Origin of the sequence: Rodentibacter heidelbergensis, assembly GCF_002000125.1 — a bacterium.
Lineage (GTDB): Bacteria > Pseudomonadota > Gammaproteobacteria > Enterobacterales > Pasteurellaceae > Rodentibacter > Rodentibacter heidelbergensis.
Genome location: NZ_MLHH01000008.1, coordinates 84,725 through 96,817 on the forward strand (window position 1 = coordinate 84,725; position 12,093 = coordinate 96,817).

The window sequence follows — 12,093 nt, forward strand, 5'->3', positions numbered from 1 at the left end:
TTATGAATAGCAGAATTTTATCTACCGGTAGTTATTTACCAAGCCAAATCCGTACCAATGCGGATCTTGAAAAAATGGTTGATACTTCAGACGAATGGATTGTCACCCGTTCGGGTATTCGTGAACGTCGTATTGCTGCAGCGGACGAAACCGTTGCAACAATGGGTTTTGAGGCGGCGAAAAATGCCATTGAAAGTGCAAAACTTAATCCTCAAGATATCGATCTTATCATTGTCGCTACGACAAGTAGCTCTCACGCTTACCCGAGTGCCGCTTGCCAAATCCAAGGTCTTTTGGAGATTGATGATGCCATTTCCTTTGATTTAGCCGCAGCCTGCACAGGATTTGTTTATGCATTAAGTGTAGCCGATCAATTTATCCGAACCGGCAAAGTAAAAAAAGCGTTAGTGATTGGTTCAGATCTTAACTCCCGTAAATTAGATGAAACGGATCGCAGCACCGTTGTGTTATTTGGTGATGGAGCCGGTGCAGTGATTTTAGAAGGAAGTGAGCAAGAAGGGATCATTTCAACCCATTTACACGCCTCTGCGGATAAACATAATGCCTTGGTGTTGCCACAGCCTGAGCGTGGTGTTGAAAAATCCGGCTATATTGAAATGCAGGGCAATGAAACGTTCAAACTTGCCGTGCGTGAGCTTTCTAATGTGGTGGAAGAAACCTTAGCTGCCAATAATTTGGATAAAAAAGACTTAGATTGGCTTGTACCGCATCAGGCCAACTTGCGCATTATTGCGGCAACAGCGAAAAAATTAGATATGGATATGTCTCAAGTGGTGGTCACCCTTGATAAATATGCTAATAATAGTGCGGCGACGGTACCGGTAGCATTAGATGAAGCTGTGCGTGACGGGCGTATCCAACGCGGACAGTTGTTACTACTGGAAGCTTTCGGTGGTGGTTGGACTTGGGGTTCGGCATTGGTGCGTTTCTGATAATTCTGTTAGAATCGCCGTGGAATTATTGGAAAGTGCGGTTAAATTTGACCGCACTTTTTAATATGTACCATCGTGGATACCGGTTTTTATTAAAGAAATATTTCAATTAAAAATAAAAGTAGGAAAAAAATGAAAAAATTTGCAATGGTATTTCCTGGACAGGGCTCACAAACCGTAGGAATGTTAAGCGAACTTGCCAGCGTCTATCCTGTGGTGTTGGAGACATTTAAACAGGCCTCTGAAGCACTGGGTTATGATTTGTGGCAACTTGTGCAACAAGGCCCAGCTGAAGAACTGAATAAAACATGGCAAACCCAGCCGGCACTTTTGGCTGCCTCTGTTGCGATCTATCGGGTATGGCAAGAAAAGTATCCTCAGCTAAAACCGGAAGTGATGGCAGGGCACAGTTTAGGTGAATATTCCGCTTTGGTTTGTTCGGGCGCATTAGACTTTCAAGATGCCATTAAATTAGTGGAATTACGAGGAAAACTCATGCAACAAGCGGTACCGGAAGGCACCGGTGCAATGTATGCCATTATTGGTTTGGATAATGAGGCGATTATTAAGGCCTGTCAGCAAGCAGAGGAAGGCGAAGTGGTGTCTGCGGTGAATTTTAACTCACCGGGACAAGTGGTGATTGCCGGTGCAAAAGCAGCGGTAGAACGAGCGGCTGCATTGTGTAAAGAAGCCGGCGCAAAACGTGCATTGCCGTTAGCGGTAAGCGTGCCATCGCATTGTGCATTAATGAAACCGGCGGCGGATAAGTTAGCCGTAACGTTAGATGCAATGGCTATCAATACTCCGGAAATTGCAGTCATTAATAATGTTGATGTGGCGAAAGAAGTAGAAAGTGCCGCTATTCGTGATGCACTGATTCGTCAACTTTATAGCCCGGTACGTTGGACAGAAACCGTAGAAAAAATGGCTCTAGAGGGTGTTCAAGCTTTAGTAGAAATAGGGCCGGGTAAAGTGTTAAACGGTTTAACCAAGCGAATTGTGGGCGACCTACAAGCGACATCAGTGAATGATCTTGCTTCACTTAATAGCATTGAAGAATTTTTAGCGTAAAAAGGAAGAAAACATGCAAAATAAAATTGCGTTAGTAACAGGGGCAACGCGTGGAATTGGTCGTGCTATTGCCGAAGAATTGGCATCAAAAGGGGCATTTGTTATTGGTACGGCAACCTCTGAAAAAGGGGCGGAAGCGATCTCGGCCTATTTAGGTGAAAAAGGTAAAGGTTTAGTATTAAACGTGACAGATAGCGCTTCTATTGAAGCGGTATTAGAGCAAATCAAAAACGATTTTGGGGATATTGATATTCTTGTCAATAATGCCGGTATCACCCGTGATAATCTCCTTATGCGTATGAAAGATGAAGAATGGTTTGACATTATGCAAACCAATTTAACCTCGATTTATCATCTTTCTAAAGCGATGTTGCGTTCTATGATGAAAAAACGTTTTGGGCGTATCATCAACATTGGCTCCGTGGTTGGCTCAATGGGTAACCCAGGTCAGAGCAATTATTGTGCGGCTAAAGCCGGGGTCATTGGTTTTTCAAAAGCATTGGCAAAAGAAGTGGCCTCTCGAGGGATTACTGTCAATGTGGTCGCACCGGGTTTTATTGCTACAGATATGACAGAAGTGTTAACGGACGAGCAAAAAGCCGGGATCTTATCGAACGTTCCTGCCGGTCGTCTGGGTGAAGCAAAAGACATTGCAAAAGCTGTGGCTTTCTTAGCTTCTGATGATGCGGCCTATATCACAGGCACCACATTACATGTCAATGGTGGCTTGTATATGAGCTAGTGCTTTGGCACTGGCTATTTGTCCGGGTGGATTTCCCTTATAAAATCATAGCCAAAGATTTTAGATAATGTTAAAATCTGCCACGCAACCTGATTTGGTTACGCCTTATGCGTATTGTAAAGGTATGTAACTATTTTTTCTGTATGGTTTTTTATTTGCGCTTTTGTGGTGTTACCACCGCTCAAAAAGTTGCAAAGCGGTTAAAAATCCATACACTACTAACCCTCAGCAATGAGTTATGACAACATAGGAAAAACAAATGAGTATTGAAGAACGCGTAAAAAAAATCATCGTTGAACAATTAGGTGTTAAAGAAGAAGATGTTAAACCTGAAGCTTCTTTTGTTGAAGATTTAGGTGCGGATTCTTTAGACACAGTTGAATTAGTAATGGCTTTAGAAGAAGAATTCGATATTGAAATTCCAGATGAAGAAGCTGAAAAAATCACAACTGTTCAATCTGCGATTGACTACGTTCAAAATAATCAATAATTTCAAGTTAGGCGACTTTATTAGGTCGCCTAATTTTTTATTCAATCTTTTAAAAAATGACCGCAGTTTTTAAAGTGCGGTCATTTTGATCGGTGAAATGTCTAAGATCAGCTTAATGCCCAACCACCGGCATAGAAAGCGACCAGCGCAATAGCGATTAACACTGTGCCGATATTGAGGCGTTTAATATCACCACTGACAATTCGACCGATCACTAATGCGGCAAAACCTAGCATAATTCCGGTGACAATATTTGCTGTTAGCACAATGAATACAGCACAAATTAGCCCACTCATCGCTCCAACAAAATCATCAAAATCCAATTTGCTTACATTACTTAACATTAACAACCCCACATACATGAGTGCCGGTGCGGTGGCATATCCCGGGACTAAGAATGCAAGAGGTTGGAAAAAGAGCATAAATAAAAACAAAATTCCTACGACAACCGCGGTAATTCCGGTTTTACCGCCTGCGGCAGTACCGGCTGCCGATTCAATATAGACCGCAGCAGGGGCGGTGCCGAATAATCCTGAAAATAAGCTGCTGACGGAATCAGAAGTTAAGGCTTTGCCACCATTGATAATTTGTCCGTCTTTATCCAATAAATTCGCTTGTCCTGCCACTGCGCGGATAGTGCCGGTGGCATCAAAAACGGCAGTCATTACTAAAGCAAAGACGACAGGTAAAATTGCCGGTTGTAATGCCCCTTGTAAATCTAATTGTAAAAATAGAGAGTTTTCACCAAAAGTAGGCATTTTGAAAATATCACCGCTGAATTTTACATTAGGATCAAAAATAAGACCAATGAGCGTAATGGCGATAATCACCCATAAAATCCCGCCTTTGATTTGCATTTTTTCTAATCCAACAATAAAGGCCAATCCGATTAATGACATCATCACAGGAAATGCGGTGAAATCCCCCAATTTCACCGGTAAACCGGTTTGATTACTCACCACTAAGCCGACACCATTGGCGGCGATTAACAGTAAAAATAATCCAATACCGATACCGGCACCGTGAGCGATGCTGGAAGGTAGATTGCGTAAAATCCAAGCACGAATACCTGTTGCTGAAATCAGGGTAAATGCAACCCCCATTAGGAATACCGCACCTAATGCAACAGGGATAGACACGCCTTGTCCAATCACCAAACTAAAGGCTGTAAAGGCAGTAAGGGAAATAGCACAACCAATTGCCATTGGTGCGTTGGCCCATAAGCCAATTAAAATCGAGCCTAAACCAGCGACCAAGCAGGTCGCAATAAAGACAGATTCAGCGGGAAAACCGGCTGCGCCAAGCATATTAGGTACGACAATCACAGAATACACCATCGCAAGAAAGGTGGTTAAACCGGCAATTATTTCTTGGCGAATGGTTGAACCCCGTTTTTGCAGTTCAAAGATTTTTTCTAAATTAGACATGTTGCCTCTAAAGGTAAGTTGGAATGAAAGGGGGTTATTTTACCGAAACAGGATGAGATGTAAACGTTTGCGTGACTAAAGTGCGGTTGTTTTTGAATAAAATTTAGAGCGACAACACCACTTAAAAACTGCTATACTCTTGCCGTTTTTTAACTCAATTAAATAAGGAAAGACAATGGCTGATTTTAATCAAATTTTAACTCCAGGTGATGTGGATGCAGGAATCATCAATGTCGTCAATGAAATTCCCGAAGGCAGCTGCCACAAAATTGAATGGAACCGTAAAGTTGCAGCGTTCCAGTTGGATCGTGTTGAACCGGCAATTTTTGCCAAGCCGACAAACTATGGTTTTATTCCACAAACCTTAGACGAAGATGGTGATGAATTAGATGTGTTATTACTGACCCGTCAACCACTGGCAACCGGCGTATTTCTTGAAGCCAAAGTGATTGGTGTGATGAAATTTGTAGATGATGGCGAAGTGGACGATAAAATTGTTTGTGTACCGGCAGATGACCGTGATACCGGTAATGCTTATAACAGCCTTGCGGATGTTCCGGCTCAATTAATCAAACAAATTGAATTTCATTTCAACAATTACAAAGCATTGAAAAAACCGGGTAGCACAAAAGTGACACACTGGGGCGATGTTGAAGAAGCGAAAGAAGTGATTCGTGAATCCATTAAACGTTGGAATGAGCGTTAATTTTTAGGTTGAGATAAAAGGACTGAATTCACATCAGCCCTTTATATTAGGAGGAGAGGCAGCTTGTAGGCTGCCTTTCTGTTTACCGTGAATTAGTACATGCCTTCACGCTCTTCACGGGTGCTGATGTAAATATTTTTAACTTGAGTATAAGCATCAAGCATCATTTTATGGGTTTCACGCCCGATACCGGATTGTTTATACCCCCCAAACGGTGCACCTGCCGGCAATCGGTTATAGCAGTTTACCCAAACCCGACCGGTCTCAAGAGCACGAGAAACACGCAAACAACGGTTGATGTTTTGGCTCCAGATACCACCGCCTAAACCGTATTCACTGTCATTGGCCATTTTAATGACCTCTTCTTCAGTTTTAAATTTAATGACGGTCGCCACCGGACCAAAAATTTCTTCCTGTGCAATTTGAGCTTGATTATTTGGTGCTTCAATTAATGTTGGAGCTAAAAATTCCCCTTTATCTAGGCCTGTTTCTTGCAAACGTTTTCCGCCGGTAATGATACGACAACCTTCTTGTTCGCCAATTTTGACATATTTCAGGATGGTTTCTAACTGACCTGCATTTACCTGTGCGCCCATTTGGGTATCATCTTCCCAAGGCAAGCCCACTTTGACTTTCTTAAATTCTTCAGCCAGTGCAGCCACGAATTTATCATAAATGCCTTCTTGGACAAAAATTCTAGAACCGGCACAGCAGACTTGACCTTGATTGAATAAAATTCCTTTTTGTGCGCCTTCTAATGCTTTATCAAAGGGCATATCATCAAAGAAAATATTGGCTGATTTGCCGCCTAACTCAAGGGTTGCTGGGATGAGCATCTCGGCTGCTGCCACTGCAACATTACGCCCAATTGCGGTTGAACCGGTAAAGGCGAGTTTGCTAAATCCTTTATGATGTAACATATATTCTCCGGATTTGCTGCCTCGTCCGGTAATAACATTCAGCACACCTTTTGGTAGCAAGTGATTAATTTTTTGCGCAAGCGATAACAAACTCAATGAAGTCGTACTAGAGGGATGAATGACAATAGTACAACCGGCTGCCAATGCAGGGGCGATTTTCCATGCTGCCATTAAAAATGGGAAATTCCATGGAATAATTTGCCCTACAACACCGATAGGTTCACGCAAGACCAAAGATAAATCTTCGTTATCCAACTGATTTGCCGAGCCTTCTTCCGAACGAATTACACCGGCAAAATAACGGAAATGATCGGCGGCTAATGGAATATCTGCAGCTCTTGTTTCTCGAATTGGTTTGCCGTTATCCAAGGTTTCTTGTAAAGCGAATAATTCGGTATTTTCCTCAATGACATCAGCTATTTTATTTAATATTGCCGCCCGTTCGGTAACCGTGGTGTGACGCCATGTTTTAAATGCCTGTTGTGCGGCAGAAACAGCGGCATCTACATCGGCATCTGTTGCATCAACAAATTTTGCCAGTTCTTCCCCGTTGGCCGGATTATAGGAGGCAAGTAGCGTTCCTCCCATTTTCCATTCTCCATTAATTAATAAACCGTATTCCTTTTCAAAAACATTGAGGTTTTTTGCCATAGACGACTCCTTTAATTGTCATTGTGAGTAGTTTATTTTCAACCCTTTTGATTGGGTTGAAAGGGTTATCGGTATACACCGATAAAATTAAATAAAACCAGTAAATTAAAAGGCTATTCGGCCCAATACTTTTTCTTTGACGTTTGTCCGATACCGGGGTTGAAGCTATTGGTTGGATCTAACTTTTTATAGAATTTATGTAATGCAGGTTTCGCTTCATACAAATGACCGACATTGTGTTCTGCCGGATATTGCGCACCCCGTTTATCTAATAATTCCAACATGTCATGTTCTAATTTTTCGCAATCATAACCTTTCTTAACAATGTAATCCTGATGGAATACATGACACATAAAGTGTCCGTAATAAAGTTTATGGCTGATTTGTTTATCGATTTCCTCGGGCAATTTCTCAAACCATTCTTTATCATTACGACGCAATGCGATATCAAGTGCAACAATATCTTCAACCTCTTTTTCATGGATAGCACGATAACGGACAGCGGCTGAGGCGACGGCAAAACGATGGAGCATTGCTGCTTGTGTTTCTACCGCATCACATTCAAAATACCCCCCTTTTTGATGATCGCTAAAATAATCTTTTAAGAAATGACGGGCTTCACTTACCCCTTTTCCACCCATTTTTATAATTAAATGGTGCTCATAGCGATCTCGATACTGACATAAGCGTTTGGGTAGATGTTTCGGTAATATTTTGGAGGCCAATTGTAGAAATTTATCGCTTAAATGTTGAGGCAAAAAGGCGACTTTTTTACTTAAGCGATCCACATTGGCTTTTAAGGAAAATAACTTAGGTAGCCAATGCGTGCCAAATTTTTTTATCACCCAAAAGGTATCTTTTCCATAACGGGCGGCAATGTCAAAAGCATCTCGATGAATATATTCACCTGAAATCGGCAACTGTTCAAAATGCCCTAACATTTGACGGCGGATTCCGTTCAACACATTGGTCTGGTTCGTACCTATGTAGAAAACAGCCGTTTCACTTTCTGATGGGAAGGTGTCTAAACGCACGGCAAACACAGCCAGTTTTCCTGCGCAACCTGAGGCTTCATAGTGGCGAGCAGGATCGGCATTAAAACGGGCCGGAGAGTTTTCATCCACTTGACGAACGTGATTGCAATAACTGTGGTCATGCCCTTTTCCGCAATCCTGAACAATATCTTTCTGTTGATAATGATGACCTTGTAAATTCGTTAAAATTTCTTCCGGGGTATGGCCTAAATCAATACCAAGGTGATTTTTAAGTTCTAATTCACCTTGCTCATTTAATTGAGCATAAAGTGCCATTTCCGTATAGGCGGGGCCTCGTTGAACAAGTGCGCCACCGGAGTTATTACAAATTCCTCCGATGACAGAGGCACCAATACAAGATGAACCGATCACTGAATGTGGTTCACGCCCGTGAGGTTTTAGTTTATTTTCCAAATCATTTAATGTTGAGCCCGGTAGGCAAATCACTTGAGAGGCATTGTTAATCAATTGAATACCGTCAATTCTCATGGCATTGATAATCACAATCTCACGATCATAATCATTGCCGTTTGGTGTTGAACCCCCGGTTAATCCTGTGTTGGCAGCTTGGTTAATCACAATAACATCTTGCGCAACACACACTTTCAGAACTTGCCAAAATTCAAGTAAGGTGGCCGGTTTAACAACTGCAATGGCGTTTCCTGAGCCGAAACGGTATCCGCTACGATAAGATTCGGTTTTTGACGGATCAGTGATGATGTGTTGTGTTCCCACAATGTTTGTGAGCTGAGAAATTAATTGATTCATAGTGAGTTGTAATAGGCATGTTAAAAAGTCGTTTCTATTTTATATACTCCAATAAAAAATTATGCCAGTAGCAAAAAAGAGTTCTGTGACAAAGATCACATAAAAGTGCGGTTAACTTTGCTGCATTTTTTTAAAGCAAAATAGTGCTATAATCAACGCCAGTTACAAGTCTATGAAGAGGAGCCGAAGATGGCAATTTTAGTCACGGGTGGGGCGGGGTATATTGGTTCGCACACAGTTGTTGAATTATTAAATGCAGGCAAAGAGGTAGTGGTATTAGACAATCTTTGCAATTCATCGCCGAAATCTCTTGAACGTGTCAAACAAATCACCGGTAAAAGCGTTAAATTCTACGAAGGCGATATTTTAGATCGTACATTACTGCAAAAAGTTTTTGCTGAAAATGCTATTCATTCTGTTATTCACTTTGCCGGTTTAAAAGCGGTGGGAGAAAGTGTGCAAAAACCGGCGGAATATTATATGAACAATGTTGCCGGTACAGTGGTGTTGTTGCAAGAAATGAAAAAAGCGAAGGTGTGGAACTTTGTTTTTAGCTCTTCTGCTACGGTATATGGTGATCCCAAAATTATTCCCATTACGGAAGACTGCGAAGTGGGCGGCACAACCAATCCTTATGGCACATCAAAATATATGGTGGAGCAAATTTTACGGGATGTGGCAAAAGCCGAACCACAATTTAGTATGACGATTTTACGCTATTTTAATCCGGTAGGCGCACATTCAAGCGGTTTGATTGGTGAAGATCCAAACGGTATTCCGAATAATTTATTGCCTTATATTAGCCAAGTGGCGATTGGTAAACTGGCACAGCTTTCTGTTTTTGGCAGTGATTATGACACGCATGATGGCACCGGCGTGCGTGATTATATTCATGTGGTGGATTTAGCTATCGGGCATTTAAAAGCCCTTCAGCGTCACGAAGAGGATCCGGGGTTACACATTTATAATCTTGGCACAGGACAAGGTTATTCAGTGTTAGATATGGTGAAAGCCTTTGAAAAAGCCAATCATATTGAGATTTCTTATAAACTGGTGGATCGCCGTCCGGGTGATATTGCCACTTGCTACTCGGATCCAAGTTTAGCGGCAAAAGAATTGGGTTGGCGTGCTGAACGTAATCTGGAGCAAATGATGAAGGATACTTGGAATTGGCAAAAAAATAACCCGCAAGGATATAAGGATTAATTTTTCTAAAAATCCTTTATGGTGGCACGGCAGCCAACGCTGTGCCACGAAAACATGACTAAAATTGACCGCACTTTTATGACAAATTCGCTTTTTTCCCAAATTTTTACACGTCAGATGCTGATTTGCGTGTTCACCGGTTTCAGTTCCGGTTTACCGCTCTTTGTACTATTGCAAATGTTACCGGTATGGTTAACCGATAAGCAGCTTTCTGTGGAATTAATTGGTGCGGTGACAGGGGTTATGTTGCCTTACGGCTTAAAATTTTTATGGGCGCCGTTATTAGATCGCTATTTTCCCAGTTTTTTAGGCCGCCGCCGAAGTTGGCTTTTAATTTCTCAAGTGATCTTATTGATTTTACTTTATATTATTAGCCTTTTTGATCCTCGCTCGCAATTGACGGTGGTGGCGAATATTGCATTGCTGATTGCCTTTTTTTCTGCCACACAAGATATTGTGCTTGATGCTTATCGCCGTGAAATTTTAAGTGACCATGAACTTGGTTTAGGCAACACCATTCATATTAATGCCTATCGCATTGCGGGTTTAATTCCCGGTGGGCTTTCTCTTTATCTGGCTACAATTTACCCTTGGGAAACGGTGTTTTTATGGACGGCACTTTGTATGCTGGCGGGGATTTTTATGACCTTATTTCTCGCCAAAGAACCCAAGATTGATACGCCACAACACAATCAGCCTTTTTATCAAACCTTTTGGATTCCTTTGCAAGAGTTTTTCCAACGTAAAGGTGTGGCACAAGGGATCGGTTTTTTATTGTTTTTGTTTTTATATAAATTTGGCGATTCCTTTGCTACCACGCTTCAAACCAAATTCATTTATGACATGGGATTTGGCAAAGAAGACATTGCACTGGTGGTGAAAAGCACCTCCCTTTGGGCAAGCATTTTATCCGGGCTTGCCGGGGGCGTGATTATGTTAAAACTCGGTATTAACCGAGCATTATGGTTATTCGGTTTTGTGCAAATGGTTACCATTGGCGGTTTTATTTGGTTGGCAAAATTTGGTCATTTTGACAGCATCAGTTCCACCGAATTGTGGCGATTAGGTTTTGTTATCGCGGCTGAATATATTGGTGTAGGGCTTGGCACGGCAGCCTTTGTGGCTTTTATGGCGCGTGAAACTAACCCACTTTATACTGCCACCCAACTGGCATTGTTTACCAGCCTTTCTGCTTTGCCGAGTAAAGGATTGGGAATGCTTTCAGGCTATGTAGTGGGAGCAGTGGGCTATTATGATTATTTTTGGTTATGTTTATTTTTAGCCCTTCCGGGGATGATTTGCCTATATTGGGTCGCCCCCTGGAATGATAAAAAGGAATGAGAAAAGGAACGAGAACAAATCGGCCTAATAGCAAAGTGCGGTCAAAAAGATAAAAGGTTTGACCCTCGCTTGCTTTATCAGTATCTTACCCACGTTTATTTATATTGAGTTAATGGAGATTTCTTATGAAAATTATTCTTTTAGGCGCACCGGGCGCAGGGAAAGGAACACAAGCACAGTTTATTATGAAAAAATTTGGTATTCCTCAAATTTCAACCGGCGATATGTTTCGTGCCGCCATTAAAGCGGGGACGGAACTGGGGAAACAAGCGAAAGCCTTAATGGATGAAGGAAAATTAGTGCCGGATGAATTAACCGTGGCATTAGTAAAAGATCGTATTGCCCAACCGGATTGTGCACAGGGTTTCTTATTAGACGGTTTTCCTCGAACCATTCCACAAGCTGATGCCTTGAAAGAATCGGGTGTGAAAATTGATTATGTCTTAGAGTTTGATGTGCCTGATGAGGTGATTGTTGAGCGTATGAGTGGCCGCCGTGTTCACCAAGCTTCAGGGCGTTCTTACCACGTTGTTTATAATCCACCGAAAGTGGAAGGCAAAGATGACATTACCGGCGAAGATCTGATTATCCGTGCGGATGATAAACCGGAAACCGTATTGGATCGCTTAGCGGTTTATCACAAACAAACCCAACCATTGGTGGATTATTATCAAGCTGAAGCGAAAGCGGGGAATACACAATATTTCCGCTTAGATGGCACACAAAAAGTGGAAGCCGTCAGCCAAGAGCTGGATAAAATCTTAGGTTAAAAATAACGAAACGC

At 41.9% G+C, this 12,093-nt stretch carries 11 protein-coding genes; 8 read left to right on the forward strand and 3 right to left on the reverse strand.

What is annotated here, in order from left to right; translation table 11 throughout:
- Nucleotides 1–2 precede the first annotated feature (2 nt).
- The 4 genes from BKK48_RS03815 to acpP all read left to right on the forward strand — a co-directional run bounded on the left by BKK48_RS03815 (nt 3) and on the right by acpP (nt 3,256).
- Entirely contained in the window at nt 3–953 is a 951-nt protein-coding gene (locus BKK48_RS03815) for a beta-ketoacyl-ACP synthase III (RefSeq protein WP_077426846.1), read from the forward strand.
- Nucleotides 954–1,085: 132 nt separating this feature from the next.
- The gene (gene fabD, locus BKK48_RS03820) at nt 1,086–2,024 is read left to right on the forward strand and encodes an ACP S-malonyltransferase (protein WP_077426847.1); all 939 of its coding nucleotides are present in this window, start codon (nt 1,086–1,088) and stop codon (nt 2,022–2,024) included.
- Between the two features lie 13 nt (nt 2,025–2,037).
- Nucleotides 2,038–2,766, forward strand: a complete 729-nt coding sequence (gene fabG / locus BKK48_RS03825) for a 3-oxoacyl-ACP reductase FabG (RefSeq protein WP_077426848.1) — start codon at nt 2,038–2,040, stop codon at nt 2,764–2,766.
- 259 nt (nt 2,767–3,025) lie between these two features.
- Nucleotides 3,026–3,256 carry an acyl carrier protein gene (acpP, locus tag BKK48_RS03830; RefSeq protein ID WP_005544465.1) on the forward strand — a complete coding sequence of 77 codons (231 nt, stop codon included), beginning with the start codon at nt 3,026–3,028 and terminating at the stop codon, nt 3,254–3,256.
- A 107-nt stretch (nt 3,257–3,363) separates the two neighbouring features.
- On the opposite strand, the gene BKK48_RS03835 is transcribed toward acpP, so the two are convergent.
- The gene (locus tag BKK48_RS03835) at nt 3,364–4,683 is read right to left on the reverse strand and encodes an NCS2 family permease (RefSeq protein WP_077426849.1); all 1,320 of its coding nucleotides are present in this window, start codon (nt 4,681–4,683) and stop codon (nt 3,364–3,366) included.
- A 175-nt stretch (nt 4,684–4,858) separates the two neighbouring features.
- Here BKK48_RS03835 and BKK48_RS03840 point away from each other — a divergent pair, with 175 nt between their 5' ends.
- The gene (locus tag BKK48_RS03840) at nt 4,859–5,389 is read left to right on the forward strand and encodes an inorganic diphosphatase (RefSeq protein ID WP_005695476.1); all 531 of its coding nucleotides are present in this window, start codon (nt 4,859–4,861) and stop codon (nt 5,387–5,389) included.
- 92 nt (nt 5,390–5,481) lie between these two features.
- Here BKK48_RS03840 and BKK48_RS03845 read toward each other — a convergent pair whose 3' ends face one another.
- Together BKK48_RS03845 and dld are read right to left on the reverse strand one after the other, a co-directional pair.
- Nucleotides 5,482–6,960 (reverse strand): aldehyde dehydrogenase family protein, encoded by a 1,479-nt coding sequence (locus tag BKK48_RS03845; protein ID WP_077426850.1) that lies wholly within the window; start codon nt 6,958–6,960, stop codon nt 5,482–5,484.
- A gap of 113 nt (nt 6,961–7,073) precedes the next feature.
- A complete protein-coding gene (gene dld, locus BKK48_RS03850) occupies nt 7,074–8,762 on the reverse strand; it encodes a D-lactate dehydrogenase (RefSeq protein ID WP_077426851.1) in 1,689 nt (562 codons plus the stop codon).
- Between the two features lie 189 nt (nt 8,763–8,951).
- Here dld and galE point away from each other — a divergent pair, with 189 nt between their 5' ends.
- The 3 genes from galE (at nt 8,952) to adk (ending at nt 12,079) form a co-directional block, all read left to right on the forward strand.
- Nucleotides 8,952–9,968: a UDP-glucose 4-epimerase GalE gene (gene galE, locus BKK48_RS03855; RefSeq protein ID WP_077426852.1), complete on the forward strand. Its 1,017-nt coding sequence runs from the start codon at nt 8,952–8,954 to the stop codon at nt 9,966–9,968.
- 78 nt (nt 9,969–10,046) lie between these two features.
- Nucleotides 10,047–11,309 (forward strand): MFS transporter, encoded by a 1,263-nt coding sequence (locus tag BKK48_RS03860; protein ID WP_143538784.1) that lies wholly within the window; start codon nt 10,047–10,049, stop codon nt 11,307–11,309.
- Nucleotides 11,310–11,434: 125 nt separating this feature from the next.
- A complete protein-coding gene (gene adk, locus BKK48_RS03865; RefSeq protein WP_077426853.1) occupies nt 11,435–12,079 on the forward strand; it encodes an adenylate kinase in 645 nt (214 codons plus the stop codon).
- Nucleotides 12,080–12,093: the final 14 nt, after the last annotated feature.

Coding starts and splice junctions, on each gene's coding strand:
- adk (WP_077426853.1), top strand. CDS start 11,435: ATGAAAATTATTCTTTTAGGCGCACCGGGCGCAGGGAAAGGAACACAA.
- fabG (WP_077426848.1), top strand. CDS start 2,038: ATGCAAAATAAAATTGCGTTAGTAACAGGGGCAACGCGTGGAATTGGT.
- fabD (WP_077426847.1), top strand. CDS start 1,086: ATGAAAAAATTTGCAATGGTATTTCCTGGACAGGGCTCACAAACCGTA.
- acpP (WP_005544465.1), top strand. CDS start 3,026: ATGAGTATTGAAGAACGCGTAAAAAAAATCATCGTTGAACAATTAGGT.
- BKK48_RS03835 (WP_077426849.1), bottom strand. CDS start 4,683: ATGTCTAATTTAGAAAAAATCTTTGAACTGCAAAAACGGGGTTCAACC.
- BKK48_RS03815 (WP_077426846.1), top strand. CDS start 3: ATGAATAGCAGAATTTTATCTACCGGTAGTTATTTACCAAGCCAAATC.
- galE (WP_077426852.1), top strand. CDS start 8,952: ATGGCAATTTTAGTCACGGGTGGGGCGGGGTATATTGGTTCGCACACA.
- BKK48_RS03840 (WP_005695476.1), top strand. CDS start 4,859: ATGGCTGATTTTAATCAAATTTTAACTCCAGGTGATGTGGATGCAGGA.
- BKK48_RS03845 (WP_077426850.1), bottom strand. CDS start 6,960: ATGGCAAAAAACCTCAATGTTTTTGAAAAGGAATACGGTTTATTAATT.
- BKK48_RS03860 (WP_143538784.1), top strand. CDS start 10,047: ATGACAAATTCGCTTTTTTCCCAAATTTTTACACGTCAGATGCTGATT.
- dld (WP_077426851.1), bottom strand. CDS start 8,762: ATGAATCAATTAATTTCTCAGCTCACAAACATTGTGGGAACACAACAC.